Here is a 17,063-nt window from a genome sequence, read left to right as displayed (position 1 = left end):
GGGCTGGGCGGCGCGCCCCGGTTCCCCGTCCCGGCCCTCCCACGCCCCCCACCTCCCGATTTCACCCATTCGGCCTACACCACATGCGGCCCTCCTCCCGCCGCGTGAGCATGCGGATGAGCTGTCCATCCCTCGGAGGAGGCCCTCATGGCCCAGCACAGCACCGCACCACGCTCGAACACCACGTCGCAGGAGACGCCGATGTCCCACCGGGGCGCCCGCTCGGAGTGGGCCCACGGCGGGATGGTGTTCGCCGGTGTCCTGATGATGGTCATCGGCGTCATGGGCATCCTCAACGGCATCGCCGGGATCGCCACGGACGACGTGTACACGAACATCGGCAGCTACGTCTTCGAGTTCAGCCTCACCACCTGGGGCTGGATCCACCTGGCGATCGGACTCTGCGTCCTGGCCACCGGGTGGGGCGTCATCCAGGGCCAGACCTGGGCCCGCGCGGTGGGAATCGCCCTGACCTCGCTGTTCGCCATCGAGTACTTCATGTTCCTGCCCTACGCGCCCGTCTGGTCGGTCGTCTGCATCGGCATCGCGGTCTTCGTGGTCTGGTCCCTGGCGACGTCCCCGGACCCCACGCCGTAGGCATCCGCCCAACGACAACGACCCTGCGGGCCGAAGAGCGAAGCCGGGCGCAGCCCCGGCTTCGCTCTTCAGGGGCGCGGGGAACTGCGCGAGAAGCCCCACCGGACCCGCACCCGCCCACGCACCCCTCCCCGATCCCACCCCCGGCGCAACCTTCCCCCCACCCCGCCCGTCCTTAGAAGGACCCGCAAACAGCAGCGAAAGGCACCGGCCGTGGAGAGCGCGACCATCGAGCGGCCGGACCCCGTCCCGGACCCCGCACCGGCAGACGGGCCGCGCCCGCGGAGGCGGCACGGCGGCAAGGCCTTCCTCGCCGTCCTGCTCCTCCTCGGCGTCACCCTCGTCGTCGGCTCCCGAGCCGTCGGCATCGACGCCTTCACCCCGGTCCCCCAGCTCCTCGCGTTCCTGCCCTGGCTGCTCGCCCCCACCGCCCTCGCCCTCCTCCTCGCGCTCCTCTCCCGCCGCTGGATCGCCCTGACCTGGGGCGTGGTGCTCCTCGGCGCGCTCGCCTGGTACATCGAGCCGTACGGCAAGGCGAGCCAGCCGACCGGGCCGGTCCTCGCCGAGGTGCGGGTGATGACGTCGAACGTGCAGTTCGGCCACGGCACCGACGCCCTCGTCAAGGCCGTACGCCGGGAGCACCCCGACATCGTCTTCGTCGAGGAGTGCGAACTCACCTGCTCGGCCAAGCTCCGCGACGCGCTCGGCGACCTGAGCGGCCGGACCCCGGACTACCCCCACCGCCAGTCCGTCGAGGGCTACGGCTCCACCGGCTCCGTCATCCTCAGCCGGTACCCCCTGAAGTCAGCCGACCCGATCCCCGGCACGATGGGCATGCCGGGTGCCGTCGCCGACGTCGAGGGCCACCCCGTACGCCTCCAGCTGGCGCACCCGATGCCGCCGCTGCCGGGCCAGCTGGACACCTGGCGGCAGGAGCTCGGCGCGCTGCGCGCGTACGCGGCGAAGGACACCGAGACGCCCACCATCCTGGCCGGGGACTTCAACGCCACCCAGGACCACGCGGTCTTCCGCGCGATCCTCGACACCGGGATGAGCGACGCCGCCCGGCTGACCGGACAGGACCGCAGGCCGACCTGGCCCTCCCGGACGACCCCGCGGTTCGGCGTCCAGATCGACCACGTCCTCGTCTCCGAGAAGGACTTCTCCGCCCGCGAGGTCCGCTTCCGCGCGCTGTCCGGCACCGACCACAACGCCGTCACCGTGGACCTCGCGCTGCACCGGCGCGGGTGAACGGTCCTGACGAAAGGTCCTGGCGAAAGGGTCACAAACACCCCCCGGAACCGCCGATCACCCCCGGCCATAATGGGCGCATGCCCCGCACGCTCCCCATCGGCCTCGCCCCGCCCGACTGGCTGGTGCGGAACCTCCGGCCGCAGCCCGCGCCGGTCAACCGGCCGGCCGTGGCGCGCGCGGCGATCGCGCTGACACTGCCGCTCGTGCTCGGCCTCGCCGCCGGCCGTCCCGAGTACGGCGCCCTCGCCTCCATGGGCGCCCTCTCGGGCGTCATCAGCGACACGGCCGCCGCGTACCGGATGCGGCTGCTGAAGATCGCGGTCCCCCAACTGTTCGCCGCCGTGGGCATCACGCTCGGGTCGCTGGCGTACGGGCAGGGCTGGGTCACCGTCGGGGTCCTGACCGGGGTCGCGCTCGTCTCCGGGATGATCTCCTCGATCGGCGCCGTGGCCTCCGTGTCGGGGCTGCTCCTGCTGCTCAACTCGGTGATCGGCGCGGGGCTGCCGATGCCGGGCCCGTGGTGGCTGGCCCCGCTGCTGATGACCGGCGGCGGCTTCCTCGTCCTCGCCCTGGCCCTGCTCGCCTGGCCGCTGCGGGCGGGCGTGCCGGAACGGGCCGCGGTCGCCGACACCTACCGCGAGGTCGCGGACCTCCTCGCCACGATGACGGCGGACACCCCGGCGGCCCCGGGCACGCGGGACTCGTACGACGACGCGCGGGTCCTCGTCACCCAGTCCCTCAACCAGTCCTACGACCTGGTCCTCGCCCGCCGCGCCCGCCACCACGGCCGCAGCCCCGAACTCGTACGCCTGCTCGCCCAGTTGAACGCGATCACCCCGCTGGTGGAGGCCGCCCCGGCGGTACGGCTGTCCGGCCGGCCGCTGCCCGCCGAGATCCCGGTGGCCGTACGGCATCTCGCGGAGGCCGTGGAGACGGGGTACTCGGGGCCGCTGGGGCTGCGGCTGCCGGAGCCCGGGAGCGCGATCGGGCGGGCGGTCGACCAGGCGCTGCGGCACGCCGCCGACGTCGCCACCGAGAAGTCGCCGGATGCGCTGAAGAAGGCCGGCGACCGGGCGGGCCGCCCCGCGCCGCTGGGCGTACGCGCCCTCCGGGTCGCCCGGAACGTCGCCCTCTCCGGCACCTCCTGGCGCTACGGTCTGCGCCTCGCGCTGTGCGTCGGCATCGCCCAGGCCCTGGTGTCGCTCGTGCCGGTGCCGCGCTCGTACTGGGTGGCGCTGACCATCACCTTCGTCCTGAAGCCGGACTTCGGGTCGGTGTTCTCCCGGGCGCTGCTGCGGGCGCTCGGCACGGTCGTGGGGCTGGTGGTCGCGGCCGCGATCCTCACGGAGGTGCCGCGCGGCTGGTGGGACGTGCCGGTGCTGCTGCTCCTCGCCCCGCTCATCCCCGTCTTCACGCCCCGGGGCTACGGCTATCAGACGGCCGCCATCACCCCGGTGATCCTGCTCCTCTCGGACACCCTCAACCACCAGGGCGCCGATCTACTCGTCCCCCGTCTCGTCGACTCCCTCATGGGCTGTGCGATCGCCCTGGTCGCGGGCTATCTGCTCTGGCCGGAGAGCTGGCATGCCCGGGTCGGCGACCGGCTCGCGGACGCCGTCGCCGACACGGCCACGTACGTCGAACGCGCCTTCGGGCCGAGCCCGGCGGACCCCGCCGACCGGGCCCGGACCCGCCGCCGCCTCTACCGCGACCTCTCCACCATCCGTACGGAGTTCCAGCGGGCCCTGACCGAACCGCCCCCCGTCGGCCGCCGCGCCGCCGCCTGGTGGCCCCTGGTCGTGGCGGTCGAGCGGATCGTGGACGCGACGACGGCCGCCCGGGTCCGGATCAAGCAGGGCGCGGAACCGCCGTCCGCCGCCGAGGTCGACCACGTCACCCTGCAACTGCGGGAGTTGGCGGACGGGCTACGCAAGACCGAGACCCTCTACGAGGTCCGCACCGACCTCAGCGGCCCGCCGGGCAGCGTGCTGGAGCCGCTCCGCCAGGAGGTGGCGGCGGCCCGGACGATCACCTCGCCCCACTGAGCCACGAGTTCCTCAGGTCAACCCGGCGCAGGGCGCCGAATCGTTACGTCATCCCCGCACGGGTGACTGAGGGCGAATTCGCAGCCGAAAAGCAGACATGATCAATCCTGTTCAACCGCCCTACCTATAAGGGGATTTTTCATGCGTCGCACCGCGACCGTCCTGCTCGGAACCCTCGCCCTCGCCGGCGCCATGGCACCGGCCGCCCACGCGATCCCGGACCCGGTCGGGACCGTCACGTGTCTCGCCGAGACGCCCGCCGCCGTGACGGAGCTGGCAGCCGACCCGACCGCCCTCGTCGACCCCGCCGCGCTGCTCGACCCGGCCGGCGCCCCGGCCGTGAGCTGCCTCGCCCCCTGAGTCACGCCCCGGCGCGGAAACGTGCGGGCCGCCCTCCCCGACAGGAGGGCGGCCCGCATTTTTGTGTCTGTCTGTCTCCGCGTGTCTTCCCGTGTCGGTCAGACGCCGATGTCGCAACCGTCCGCGCGCCACACGGCGACGACCGCCGGGCGGACGTACGTGCCCGGTCCGTCGGGCCAGGTGCTCTTCGGGTTCTCGACGGTCGCTCCGTCGAGCTCGCCCGGGTGCTGGACGGCGACCAGGACACGGCGGTCCTGGATGATCGGGCCGCAGGTCTCGGCGCCGCTCGGGACGGTGAGGAACTGCTTCAGCTCACCACGGCGCTCCCCCTTGGTCGCCACGCCGAACAGTCCGTCGTGCGAGCCGAGCTGGGCGCCGTCGGTGGAGATCCACAGGTTGCCGTACCGGTCGAAGGCGACGTTGTCCGGGCAGGAGATCGGGGAGACGTCGTCCTTCGGGAAGCCGGCGAAGTAGGTCGCCGGGTCGTTCGGGTCGCCCGCGACGAGGAAGAGCAGCCAGGCGAACTTGGTGCTGTCGGGCCGGTTCCAGCGCTCGGTGAGCTCCAGCACCTGGCCGTGCTTGTTGGCGTTGCGCGGGTTGGCCTCGTCCGCCTTGGGGTTGGAGCCGACGCCGCGGTTGGAGTTGTTGGTGAGGGCGACGTAGACCTTGCCGGTGACCGGGTTGGGCTCGATGTCCTCGGGCCGGTCCATCTTGGTGGCGCCGACCTTGTCTCCGGCGAGCCGGGTGAAGACGAAGACCTCGTCGGCGGTCATGCCGTCCACGTGGGAGACGGCGCCCTTGGCGGTGGCGGTGGCCAGCGGGATCCACTCGCCGCTGCCGTCGAACTCACCGTCGGCCGGCAGCTTGCCCGTGCCGTCGATCTCGATGGCGGGGGAGTCACCCGTGAGCTTGGCGACGTACAGCGTGCCCTCGTCGAGGAGCGAGAGGTTGTGCTCGCGGACGGCGCGGCTCGACCCCTTCTTCATCCGCTTGCTGCTGACGAACTTGTAGAAGTAGTCGAAGCGCTCGTCGTCACCGGAGTAGACGACGGGACGGCCGTCGGCGGTGAGCCGGATGGTCGCGGCCTCGTGCTTGAAGCGGCCGAGGGCGGTGTGCTTGCGCGGGGTGGAGGTCGGGTCGTACGGGTCGAACTCCACGACGTACCCGAAGCGGTGCGGCTCGTTCGGCTCCTGGGCCACGTCGAACCGCTTGTCGAACCGCTCCCACTTGCGCTCGGTGGCGCCGGTGCCGATGCCGTACCGCTTGTCGGTCGGACGGCTGCTGTTGGCGAAGTACTGGTTGAAGTTCTCCTCGCCGTGCAGCGTGGTGCCCCAGGGGGTGGTGCCGCCGGAGCAGTTGTTCAGGGTGCCGAGGACCTTGCGGCCGGTCGGGTCGGCGGAGGTCTTGAGCAGGTCGGAACCGGCGGCGGGGCCGGTGAGCCGGAACTCGGTCGTCGCCGTGACCCGGCGGTTGAGGTGGTGGCGGGGCACGGCGGTGAGCTTGCCGGTGCGCCGGTCCTCCTCGACCACGACGGCGGACAGCCCGTGGGCGGCCCAGGCGACCTCGACCTGGTTGCGGGTCGGGTTGGCGGCGTCGTAGCCGCGGAACATCAGCACCTCGTCGGTGTACTCGTGGTTCGCGACGAGGAGCTGGCGGCCACGCTCGCCCGGCAGCGGGAGCAGCGCGAGGAAGTCGTTGTTGTAGCCGAACTGACCGGCCTGGGCCTTGGCCGTCTGGTTCTCCGGGTCGAAGGCGGGGGCGCCGCGCAGGATGGGCTCGCCCCAGCGGATGACGACGTTCTGCTTGTACCCGTCGGGGACGGTCACGGCGTCGGCGGTGTTCGGCGCGACGGAGGTGTAGCGCAGACCGCGGGCGGCCTTGGGCCGGGTCTTGGACCCGGCGGCCCCGGCCGACCCTGCGGCGTCCGCCGACGTGGCCGCGGCGGCGGGCCGGGCGGTGCCGAGCGAGACGGCCGTACCGGCCGCGCCCGCCACGGAGACGACGGCGGCGGCCCGCATCACCGAGCGACGGCTGAGCGCGCTCGCGATCACGTCGCCCACGTACTCGTTGGTGCTGGTGTTCGGCACCTCGTGGAAGCAGGCGTCGCCACAGCGGAAGCGACAGGTCAGGGCGGAACGGCCGCCGGGATGCGAGCCGATCATGGGCAGCAGCTTGCGCACAGCGCGCTCCTCGATGCTCTTATGTGCCTTTTGGTGTGAGTGCGACGCTAGGGGGGCGTGTGTTCGAGAACGGGGACGTGAGGTGAACAGGGGGTGAACCTGCGGCAGTTGAGGCGGTGTTGACAGCGCGGGGTGGCGGGGATAGTGAAAGGCCCCTGCCCCACCCCAAGATCGCCACGCCCGGCCGCTAACCTTACGTGTCCGTCCTGGCCAGGGATTGACGGGCTACAACTCACCCGAAGGGTTGCGCACATGGGCATTCTCTCTCTCCTGCGGAATGCGTTCAGCCGCTCACGCAAGGGGCGCGACACGGTTCCTTCGCAGGAGGCGGAGCGGGATTCCGCACCGGAGGACACCTCCGCGGCGGCGGCCGAGGGGGCCGCGCCGCAGCAGGCCGCCGCCGAGCCGAGGGTCCCGGCCCCGGCGACCGAGCCCGCGGCCTCCTCCGTGGCCGACGAGCTCGTCTCGGCAGCCTTCGACAACGTGACAGTCCCGAAACCGCGCACCAACGAGACGCCCGAGAGAACGCCGGAGCCGGCGACCGAGCCGAAGGCTGAGGCTGGGGCTGGGGCTGGGGCTGGGGCTGGGGGCACGCCGAAGGAGGAGCCTCCGGCGGTGGAGCCGACAGCGGCTGCCGAGGAGAAGACCGAGGCCAGGGCTGAGCCGTCGGTCGCCGAGACCGAGGCGAAGGCCGAGACGCCGGTCGCCGAGACTGAGGCTGAGACGCCCGTGTCCGAGGACGAGGCTAAGTCGCCCGTCGCCGAGGCCGAGCCGAAGCCGGTCGCCGAGACCGAGGCGCCCGCCGAGGCCGAGGTGGAGACCAAGGCGGAGACGCCCGTGGTCGAGGCCGAGCCGGTCGCCGAGACCGCGGTGCCCGCCGAGGCCGAGGCTGAGGCCGCCGACAAGGCCGAGCCGACGGCGGCCGTCGAGGCTGCCGATGCGGTGGAGGCTGCTGCGCCGGTGGCCGAGGCGGAGCCGGAGACAGTCGTCGAGCCCGCGTCGGCCGCCGGCCCTGAGCCGACCGCTGCCGCTGAGGCCGAGGCGGAGCCCTCCGCTGCCGCCGAGGCCGAGGTGCCGGCCGAGGCCGACGTGAAGGCCCCCGCCGACGAGGAGCCCGCCACGCCGGTCGCCGAAGCCGCACCGGAGCCGGTGATCGAGGCCGAGCCTGAGGCGGCGGCCCCGGAGGCGGACGCCGAGCCCGTGGCTGCGGCCACCGAGCCGAAGCCCGACGCCGCTGCGGACACCGAGCCGGTGGCGGCGAAGGACGCCGAGCCGGAGCCCGAGGCCGCGCCCGAGGACGAGGCGTCGGCCGAGCCGGAGCCGAAGGCTGCCGCTGAGGCCACGCCGGAGCCCGAGGCGTCTCCGGAACCGGAGGTCACCCCGGCCCCGGAGGCTGTCACCGAGCCGGAAACCACCCCGGAACCGGGCGTCGCCGCCGAACCGGAAGCCACTTCTGAGCCGGCCGCGACCCCTGAGCCCGCAGCCGCCCCGGAGCCCGAAGCCACCCCGGAGCCGCAGGCCACCACCGAACCGGTCGCGGCCGAACCTGCTACCACCCCCGAACCGGTCGCGGCCGAACCTGCTACCACCCCCGAACCGGTCGCCGACGAACCCTCCGAGGCCCCGGACCTGGTCGTCGTGGCCGATGAAGCCACTCCCGAAGCCGCAGTCGCCGACGGTGGCGGTGCCCCACAGGTGGCACCCGCGGCCGACGACGAAAGCGGCACGGGTGGTGCGGGTGGGAAGACGGGCGGGGCCGACGGCGCAGCCGAGGCCGTGTCGTCCGACACCCTCCCCGGAGGGCTCCGCACCGCCTACACCGCCGCCCACGCCGTACTGGCCAAGCAGAACCTCACCCCCGCCCGGGCCAAGGTGTACCTCGTCCTCGACAGGTCCGCCTCGATGCGCGGCTACTACAAGGACGGCTCCGCCCAGGCCCTCGGCGAGCAGACCCTCGCCCTCGCCGCCCACCTCGACCCCGAGCAGCCCCCCACCGTCCCCGTCGTCTTCTTCTCCACGGAACTGGACGGCACCGGCGAGCTCACCCTCGACGCGTTCGAGAACAAGATCGACGACCTGCACGCCGGCCTCGGCCGCATGGGCCGTACCAGCTACCACGTGGCCGTCGAGGAGGTCCTCGCCCAGCACCAGAAGGCGGCCCCCGGCACCCCCGCCCTCGTCGTCTTCCAGACCGACGGCGCCCCGGACGCCAAGACCCCGGCGAACCAGGCGCTCGCGGACGCCGCGAAGAACCACCCGGACGTCCACTTCGCGTTCGTCGCGTTCGGCGACCCGGAGAACAAGGCCTTCGACTACCTCCGCAAGCTGAAGACGGACAACACGTCCCACTTCCTGGCGGGCGAGACCCCGCGCGAGCTGACGGACGCCGAGGTCTACGAGGGCATCCTGGCCACCTGGCGCCCGTAGCCACCCGTACCGCCACCCCACCCCACCCCGTGCCGCCCGCGTCCCACCCGTAAAACGGGAGGCGGGCGGCACACCCATGTCGGCTAGGATTTCAAGACTCACGAAAACGACCGACCTGGGAGCATCCCCCGATGGCTCGACACCTCATCACCAGCGCCCTTCCGTACATCAACGGGATCAAGCACCTGGGCAACATGGTGGGGTCCATGCTCCCGGCGGACGTGTACTCCCGCTACCTCCGCCAGCGCGGTCACGACGTCCTCTACATCTGCGCGACGGACGAGCACGGCACCCCGGCCGAGCTGGCCGCGAAGGAGCAGGGCCTCCCGGTGGACGCGTTCTGCGCCCAGGCGCACGACGCTCAGAAGGCGGTCTACGACGGCTTCGCCCTGGCCTTCGACTACTTCGGCCGCAGTTCCTCCCCGCAGAACGTCGAGATCACCCAGCACTTCGCGCGCCGGCTCAAGGAGAACGGCTTCATCGAGGAGCGGGCGATCCGCCAGGTGTACTCCCCGACCGACGGCCGCTTCCTCCCGGACCGCTACGTCGAGGGCACCTGCCCGCACTGCGGCTACGACAAGGCCCGCGGCGACCAGTGCGAGAACTGCACCCGCGTCCTGGACCCGACCGACCTGATCGACCCGCGCAGCGCCATCTCCGGCTCCACCGACCTGGAGGTCCGCGAGACCAAGCACCTCTTCCTCCTGCAGTCCAAGCTGCAGCACGAGGTCGAGGCCTGGGTCGCGGCGCACGAGGAGGAGTGGCCGCACCTGTCGTCCTCCATCGCCCGCAAGTGGCTGAACGAGGGCCTGCACGACCGCGCCATCACCCGTGACCTGGACTGGGGCGTCCCGGTCCCCGCCGACACCTGGCCCGAGCTGGCGGCCGAGGGCAAGGTCTTCTACGTCTGGTTCGACGCCCCGATCGAGTACATCGGCGCGACGAAGGAGTGGTCGGACGCCGCCCCGGACGGCGACACCCGGGACTGGAAGTCCTGGTGGTACGACGCCGACTCCGGCGACGCCCCCGTGCGCTACACGCAGTTCATGGCCAAGGACAACGTCCCGTTCCACACCGTGATGTTCCCGGCGACCGAGCTGGGCATCCGTGAGCCGTGGAAGAAGGTCGACTACGTCAAGTCCTTCAACTGGCTGACGTACTACGGCGGGAAGTTCTCCACGAGCCAGAAGCGCGGGGTCTTCACGGACCAGGCGCTGGAGATCCTGCCGGCCGACTACTGGCGGTACTTCCTCATCGCCAACGCCCCCGAGTCGGACGACTCGTCGTTCACCTGGGAGCACTTCACCGCCACGGTCAACAAGGACCTCGCCGACACCCTCGGCAACTTCGTCAACCGCGTGCTGTCCTTCTCGAAGAAGCGGTTCGGCGAGGAGGTCCCGGCGGGCAGCGCCCCCGGCGAGGCGGAGGCGAAGCTGGGCGAGGAGATCGCCCGCCTCCTCGCCGAGTACGAGGCGCAGATGGAGGCACTCCAGTTCCGCAAGGCGGCCGCGGCGCTGCGCGCGCTGTGGTCGGCGGGCAACTCCTACCTGGAGGAGAAGGCCCCCTGGCTGGAGATCAAGACCGACCAGGACGGCGCGGCCCTCACCCTGCGCACCGCGATGAACCTCATCCACCTCTACTCGGTGGTCTCCGAGCCCTTCATCCCGGCGTCCTCGGCCGCGATGCGCGCCGCGTTCACCCTCCAGGACGACACGGCGACCTGGGTGTCGCAGGCCGAGGCCAAGTCCCTCGACTCCGTCCCCGCCGGCACCCCCTTCACGGTCCCCCCGGTCCTCTTCGCCAAGCTGACGGACGACGACCTGGAGGCGTACAAGGAGCGCTTCGGCGGCGAACCGGCGTAACTCGCAAGCTCCCTCGCGCGGAAGCAACCCGTATGTCCGGGTGTGCGTCTGTGTGTGCATGGCACTGTTCGGAAACGCGCACACCGTCGATCCCGGCAAGGCCCAGCAGGACTACGGACGTCTGCTGGGTCACGGGGAGCAGGTTCAGGCCGCGTTCCTGCTGATCCGCGACACCATCCTGTTCACCGACCGCCGGCTGATCCTCATCGACAAGCAGGGGCTCACCGGCAAGAAGGTCGAGTACCACTCCGTCCCGTACCGCAGCATCACGCACTTCTCGGTCGAGACGGCCGGTCACTTCGACCTCGACGCCGAACTGAAGATCTGGCTGTCGGGCACCCCTGCACCGATCGAGAAGACGTTCACCAAGGGCGTGGACATCTACGAGGTGCAGGCGATCCTCACGCAGTTCGTGGCCCGATGACGCGATGACCGCCGCCCCCTCACCCGGGTTGTCGCCCATGTACCGAGCATGACGCTTCCCTGAGGAGGGAGGGTCGGCCTGTCCCCCGGGCAGGCCGACCCTCCCTCCGGTCGGGGAGGCTGTCCGACTACTCGGACAGCACCAGGGCGGGGGGCAGGGGAGGCATGGACGGCGGGCGGCCGTCGCCGTCCCGGACCGCACCGTCCGGCTGGTCCGGCTGGCCCGGCGCCGTGAACGCCTGGTACGACCGCTGGCGGCGCTGTTCGAACCAACGGCGGCCCTCGGTGGCCATGGCGGTCAGGATGCGGAAGCCGACCGAGATGCCCGACGACTCCAGCGCCAGGCGGCGGAGCTGGGCCCGGTCCTCGTGGTCGGAGTCGTACAGGTGCTCGTAGTTCTCCAGCAGCGCGGTGAGCCGTTGGCCGTTGTGCAGGACCAGGCGCATCGCCTCGTGCATGACCAGGTCGTCCTCGTCGGCGACATCACGCAGGGAGCCGTTCTCGGAGACGGAGACGATCTCCCGCAGCGAGTCACCGAAGCGGACGCCGACCGATTCCACGGTCACGGAACTGATGGCGTCGTAGCGGAAGACGGTGTCCTGGCGACCGTCGTGCTCGCCGGTGGCGAAGTCCACGTTCCAGGAGCTGACCCATACGCCGCTCGAGGTCAGGACGTACAGGGTCTGCCGGTACTCCGAGTAGCGCGGGGGGCCGTTCTTGACCTTGGCGCGGACACAGCCCGGAACGCCCTCCACGAGGGAGAAGCTGAAGAGGATGTCGCGGTGCTCCATACGGTGTTCCGCCAGGACCTCGCGGCGCAGATACCGCTGGTCGAGGTCGTACCAGCGGGCCATCTGGTCGTCGTCCGGGCGGCTTCCCCCGAGGTCGTCCAGCCACTGCCGCCGCGCCCGCATGTCGTTCTCGTACTGCTCCCGGGCGCGCTGGTGCGCGGTGCGCTTGGCGAAGTCCACGGCGGCGAGCCACACAAGGACCCCGGCGCCCGTCAGGGAGAAGCAGGCCATGATGCCCTGTCCGCTGTCCTCGTCGTTGGGGATGACCTGCACGACGGCGGTGGCGAGCAGGATGACCCCGAGGAGCGTGCTGAGGAGACCCAGACGGCTCAGTGCCCGTTCGAGCCTCATCTGCGGAGGGTCGACGTGCTGTCCCCCGATCTCCTTGGCGCGCAGTTGGATCAGCCAGTCGAGGGCACCGGGGGCGACGGTGCGCCAGTGGCGGTGGGTGAGGTCGTCGATCAGCTCGCCACGGCGACGCTCGGTGTACTTCCGCCACATCTTCGCCGCGTCGGAGCCCTTCGGTTCGTAGTCCAGGAAGCGGTCCTGCACCAGGGCCTCGACGGTCCGGCGGAAGGCCGCCTTCTTGGTCTTCTGCTGCTCCTTGGCCCGGCGTTCGCGGTCCTCGTGCCACTGCTTCGGGCTGGTCAGCAGTACCGCCAGCCGCGATTTCGACCGGCGGAAGGGGTTCCGCTCCTGCTCGGTCAGACCTTTGCCGTCGGGGTCGGCCCGCCACTCGGCGTGCAGGCTGTACCGGGCGATCGACCTCACCCGACCGGGCATACCGAACGCCAGCGCCACGACCGCCACCACGAGCAGGGTCCAGGCCCTGTTCCGGTCACTGTCGGGGAGATCGTCCGGTATCTGGTCGACGAGCAGCATGACTCCCAGGACGGCGAGACACACGGCGACGATGACGCGAACCGTCGGATCGAGCATCGGCTCCTTGGGTGGTCTCGGCAGGTGCAGCTCGGGATCCGGGGTGAAGAAGAGTGGTGCCCTCTCCGCCCGCCTCTTGGCGAGCCGTTCGCCGAGCTCGCCCTCCTCCTCGGCGTCCAGTGCGTCCCGTTCGATCCCGCGGAGGACGTACCGGAGATGGTCCATGAGTTCGGTGCGGACCTCGTCGTCCAGGAGGCCGTCGAGAAGCAGGGCGGCGTCGACGGTGCCGCTCTGTGTGCCGGACGGGGCGTCGGCTTGGTCGCTCCGCGCGCCGGAGCGGGCGGCGGGACGGAGGGAGGCATACATCAGGTCGCGCAGGACCCGCCCCGCCGTCCCGTACTCCGCCGCCGACTCACCGGGCAGGGCCTCGAGCCGGTCGAGGGTGTGGCGCAGCTTGTGCCAGTCCTCGTCGGTGAGGTTCTCCGGGGAGCGGCGGCTGACGATGGACAGGGCCAGGTAGTACAGCGCCTGCGGTGCGGGGGTGTCGCTGAGCCCGACCACGTCATCGATCATCTGTTCGGCGCGGTCGCGCATGCCCGCCCGGAGGGTGCGGATGCCCTGCTGGAGGCGTTCCTCGGGGGAGGCTCCCTCGCGGACGACGTACTGGTTGACCTGTCCGTGGTTGACGCCGACGCCGTGGACGCTGACGTCGAAGGCCTGGATGCCCTGGTTGTTCTGGTTGTTCTGGTTGTTCTGGTTGTTCTGGTTGCCGGGTGTCATGCCTGGCCTTTCACGTGCTGGATGAGCTGGGTGACGGTCGCGATGAGACCGGCGAGGGCGGCGGCGTTCGGAATGAGCCGCTCGATCTTCATCAGCGCGTGCAGAAGGCGACCGCGGCCCTCCTCGTCCTGGGCCCGGGCATGCTGCTCGGCCGTCTCCAATTCCTCGCCGGTGGCCCGGAAGGTGAAGTCGTCGATCGCCTCCCGCTGCCGGGCTTGCGTCAACTCGGCTCGCAGCCGCGTCAGTTCGGCGGGGATGTCGGCGGTGCCGGCGGCTGGGCCCGTGGCGATCGGGCCGGTCCAGGACTGGGTGACGGTGCCGTGGTTGACGCCCACGCCGGTGACGGACACCTCGGCGGCACTGATGCCGTAGTTGGCGGGGGCGAGGGGTGCGGGCGGCGCCGGGCGCACGGTGACGGACGGGCCAGGGGTGCGCGGGCCGGGGGCGCGCAGGCCGGGGGGCCACGGATGGCCGGGAACGCGGATCCACACCGTCTCGTCGCGGATCTCCTTGGCGGACAGCACCGCTGGGGCGAACTCGGCGGCCTCCAGGCCCGGATGCCCGTGCCGTACGACACCCTGGTGCAGGACATGGGACACGGCGAGGGAGAGGACCGCGCCGGGCGCCCCGGCCAGGGCCCGCCGCAGCGGCTCCATGTCGGCCATGCGGAAGGCGGTGTTGAGGTCCGCGCCGACCCAGCCGGCGCCGTGGCGGGCGACCTCACCCGCGTGGACGGCGACCCGCAGCCGCATCTCGCGGTCACCGGTGTGGTTCCGGGCGTGCTCGCGCAACTCGCGGACGAGAGCGCGGACGAAGCCGCCGAGGAGATCGGTCTTGGGCACGGTGCCGGGGACGAGCAGGACGAGCGCGTCGCCCCGGTCCTCCGACGCGGGCTCCGGGATACCGGCGGTTTCGATCGCGCGGGCCACCACGGCCCGCAACCGGTCACGGAGCCATACCTGGTCCGGATCGGTGCGTCGGCCGAAGCCCTCGATGTCCAGGATGACGATCAGGACGTACTGGGCGGGGTCGTACTGTGCCGGGTCGTACTGTGCGGGGTCGTGCTGCGCGCGGGATCGCGGCGCTGTGGAACTCACCATGGCGCACAGAGATATCGCACAACTGACCTACGTACAGTGTCAGTTGACACTCTCGTGATACTTCTGCGGCGGCTGTTCGCGGCTGCGCCGTACCGCCTTCACAGGCCGTCAGTCGCCGGTCCAGCGCCGCAGTGCCCCCGGGTCCGGTACGACGGTGGCCCCCCGGGCGGTGCTGACGAGTCCCGCGGCCTGCAGCTGACGCATCGTGCGCGCCACGGACTCGCGGGAGGTGCCGGCGGCGCCCGCGAGCTCCTGTTGGTTGATGAGCACGACCACGGCGTTCGACAGCGGATCGGACACGGGCTCGCCGTGGCACAGCGCGAGGTCGGCGAGGACACGGGCGATCCGGGCCGCGGCCGGGTAGGCACCGTGTTCGGCTCGTAGCCGGTCCGACTGCCGCAGCCGCCCGCTGACGCCGCGCAGGACCGCGAGGGCCAACGGCCCGTGATCCGCCAGGAGTCGACGGAAGCGTTCGGCCCCTACCGTCACGCCCCGGCCGGCGCGGATCGCGGTGACGGTCCCCGAGCGGACGCCACCGTCGACGCAGGCCAGCTCGCCCAGCAGTTCACCCGGGCCCCGCACCGCGAGCACGCTGGAGTAGCCGTTGGCGGTGTCCGCGGTGACCTTCACCAGGCCGGTCTCGACGAGAAGGACGTCCTCGGCTCCGGAACCCTCCCGCATCAACCGTTCCCCGCGTTCCCAGTCGCGCCGCCCGCCCGCGCCCCGGATGAGATTCAGCTCGTCCTCGGTGAAGGGACTGCGATCCGTCACGCCCACCTCCGTAGCCGTTGGTGGCTCCGGACCCTAGCGACGGTGACGCCGTCCGGCCACCGGAGAAGGGTGGCCGGACGGCGTCACGTTCGGTGCGGAGCGGGGGCCGCTAGGAGAGCGTGCCCGCGCCCGTCGTGCCGGTCAGGTCGGTGAGGAGGTTGGTGACCGTGGTCTGGAGACCGGCGGTGAGGGCCGGGGTCCAGTTGACGGTCGTCTTCAGCTTCTTGGAGCTCGCGGCGTTGTACGCGGCGACGATGTCGGTGGCCTTGCCGTTGACGATGTTGCCGGTGCCGGCGAGCGAGCCCGTGCCGTCGCCGCTCAGCAGCTTGGCGACCTTCGCGTCGGCGGGGATCTTCCAGACGTTGCGCTCGGCGACGACCTGGGCCTTGGCGCGGGAGTCGATGCTGTACTTGGGGGCGTAGCCGTTGACCGTGGTGGTGTCGTAGACGTTGTTGTAGAGGTGGATCTGGCCGATGCGGGCCAGGGGAGCCCGCTGCACGATCCCCTTCCACAGGTTGTGGTGGATCGTCACGCGCAGCTTGCCCGTGCTGTCGGTGTCGCTGGAGCCGATCAGCATCGTCTTGTCGTGGTTGAGGAACTGGTTGCGCTCGACGGTCACCAGGTCGGAGCCGTTGGTGATGTCCAACGCGCCGTCGTGGACCTGGTACTTGCGGCCGAAGTGGGTCGCCTCGGTCTTGTCGAAGGTCGGCGCGTCGGTGAACGTGTTGTGGTCCGCCCAGACGTTGGTCGCGCCGCGCAGCGTGACGGAGTCGTAGTTGGAGTTCCACTCGCCGGCCGAGCCGTCGGTCGGGTCCCACTGCGGGAAGCAGTCCTGGGTGTCCGCGAAGGTCAGGTTGCGGATGATGACGTTCTTGACGTTCTGGACCAGGACGCTGCCGCCGAGGATGCCGGCCTTGGTGCCGGGGACGCCCACGATGGTGGTGTTGGAGGGGACCCTGAGGACGATGTTCTTCTTCTGCTTGTCCTGAGCCGCCTTGCGGGCGGTCTCCTGGGTGCCCGACGGGACCTTCTTGCCGTACTTCGCGGGGTCGAACGCCTTCAGGTACGCGGAGAGCGAGTAGCCGGTGCCGGCGGCGTAGTCCGCGCAGGTCAGCTTCTTGCCGGAGTCGTTGGTGTTGGCGTCGATCGTGCCCTTGACCTTGATGATGCGGGGCGTGGTGTCGGTGGCGGAGCCCAGCGCCTTCACCAGTTCCGCGCGGGTCGACACCGTGAAGGTGTGCGCCGCGTCGGCCTTCGCGCCGCCGGTCGTACCGGAACCGGACGCCGCCCAGCCGTCCTTGGCGGGCAGCACCTGGTGGTACAGGTCGGTGGGGCTGGCGCTGGCGTTCATCACGAGGACGCCGGCGCCGACCGCGGCGGCCACGGCTGCGGCGGAGACCACGAGGGTCCGCCGCTTGCGGAGGGACCGGCGGTGGGACGGGCGCGGGGAGGCAGAGGCCACGGATGAGTCCTTACGTAACGTACGTGGTTCGGGAGAACACGTGGTTCGTGTGGAGCCCCCGTGAAGGGGGTTCCGACTCATGTGTGGTCGCAGGTTTCTGAAAGGTTGCCGCCCCGATTCCAGGAATTTTGA

12 protein-coding genes are annotated in these 17,063 nt (G+C 71.3%); 7 read left to right on the top strand and 5 right to left on the bottom strand.

The features are described from left to right. Nucleotides 1-147 precede the first annotated feature (147 nt). From PUR53_RS30165 to PUR53_RS30150, 4 genes are all read left to right on the top strand, one after another. Nucleotides 148-597, top strand: a complete 450-nt coding sequence (locus PUR53_RS30165; protein ID WP_329901731.1) for a DUF7144 family membrane protein — start codon at nucleotides 148-150, stop codon at nucleotides 595-597. 213 nt (nucleotides 598-810) lie between these two features. Beyond that, a complete protein-coding gene (locus tag PUR53_RS30160) occupies nucleotides 811-1,848 on the top strand; it encodes an endonuclease/exonuclease/phosphatase family protein (protein WP_329910261.1) in 1,038 nt (345 codons plus the stop codon). Nucleotides 1,849-1,928: 80 nt separating this feature from the next. Further along, complete coding sequence (locus tag PUR53_RS30155) at nucleotides 1,929-3,896, top strand: FUSC family protein (protein ID WP_329910260.1); 1,968 nt, start codon at nucleotides 1,929-1,931, stop codon at nucleotides 3,894-3,896. 141 nt (nucleotides 3,897-4,037) lie between these two features. Then, nucleotides 4,038-4,256 (top strand): hypothetical protein, encoded by a 219-nt coding sequence (locus PUR53_RS30150; RefSeq protein WP_045558598.1) that lies wholly within the window; start codon nucleotides 4,038-4,040, stop codon nucleotides 4,254-4,256. Nucleotides 4,257-4,354: 98 nt separating this feature from the next. Here the strand turns inward: PUR53_RS30150 and PUR53_RS30145 are convergent, their stop codons facing one another. Beyond that, the gene (locus PUR53_RS30145; RefSeq protein ID WP_329901735.1) at nucleotides 4,355-6,436 is read right to left on the bottom strand and encodes a PhoX family protein; all 2,082 of its coding nucleotides are present in this window, start codon (nucleotides 6,434-6,436) and stop codon (nucleotides 4,355-4,357) included. Between the two features lie 252 nt (nucleotides 6,437-6,688). On the opposite strand from PUR53_RS30145, the gene PUR53_RS30140 reads away from it, so the two are divergent. The 3 genes from PUR53_RS30140 to PUR53_RS30130 all read left to right on the top strand — a co-directional run bounded on the left by PUR53_RS30140 (nucleotide 6,689) and on the right by PUR53_RS30130 (nucleotide 11,149). Then, nucleotides 6,689-8,863, top strand: a complete 2,175-nt coding sequence (locus PUR53_RS30140) for a VWA domain-containing protein (RefSeq protein ID WP_329910259.1) — start codon at nucleotides 6,689-6,691, stop codon at nucleotides 8,861-8,863. A 131-nt stretch (nucleotides 8,864-8,994) separates the two neighbouring features. Further along, the gene (gene metG / locus PUR53_RS30135; protein WP_329901737.1) at nucleotides 8,995-10,725 is read left to right on the top strand and encodes a methionine--tRNA ligase; all 1,731 of its coding nucleotides are present in this window, start codon (nucleotides 8,995-8,997) and stop codon (nucleotides 10,723-10,725) included. 58 nt (nucleotides 10,726-10,783) lie between these two features. Next, complete coding sequence (locus tag PUR53_RS30130; protein ID WP_329910258.1) at nucleotides 10,784-11,149, top strand: PH domain-containing protein; 366 nt, start codon at nucleotides 10,784-10,786, stop codon at nucleotides 11,147-11,149. A 127-nt stretch (nucleotides 11,150-11,276) separates the two neighbouring features. On the opposite strand, the gene PUR53_RS30125 is transcribed toward PUR53_RS30130, so the two are convergent. From PUR53_RS30125 to PUR53_RS30110, 4 genes are all read right to left on the bottom strand, one after another. After that, complete coding sequence (locus PUR53_RS30125) at nucleotides 11,277-13,598, bottom strand: hypothetical protein (RefSeq protein ID WP_329910257.1); 2,322 nt, start codon at nucleotides 13,596-13,598, stop codon at nucleotides 11,277-11,279. Next, entirely contained in the window at nucleotides 13,595-14,698 is a 1,104-nt protein-coding gene (locus tag PUR53_RS30120) for a hypothetical protein (RefSeq protein ID WP_329910255.1), read from the bottom strand. The genes PUR53_RS30125 and PUR53_RS30120 overlap by 4 nt, the downstream gene beginning before the upstream one ends. Nucleotides 14,699-14,806: 108 nt before the next feature. Further along, complete coding sequence (locus PUR53_RS30115; RefSeq protein ID WP_329901741.1) at nucleotides 14,807-15,469, bottom strand: Crp/Fnr family transcriptional regulator; 663 nt, start codon at nucleotides 15,467-15,469, stop codon at nucleotides 14,807-14,809. Nucleotides 15,470-15,578: 109 nt separating this feature from the next. Beyond that, nucleotides 15,579-16,931: a pectate lyase family protein gene (locus PUR53_RS30110; RefSeq protein ID WP_329901742.1), complete on the bottom strand. Its 1,353-nt coding sequence runs from the start codon at nucleotides 16,929-16,931 to the stop codon at nucleotides 15,579-15,581. Nucleotides 16,932-17,063 lie beyond the last annotated feature (132 nt).

It is taken from the genome of Streptomyces sp. SP18BB07 (assembly GCF_036322545.1).
In the GTDB taxonomy this organism is placed as follows: domain Bacteria; phylum Actinomycetota; class Actinomycetes; order Streptomycetales; family Streptomycetaceae; genus Streptomyces; species Streptomyces deccanensis.
Note: the sequence above shows the minus strand (reverse complement) of the source record. Positions and strands in the feature narration are given on the sequence as shown.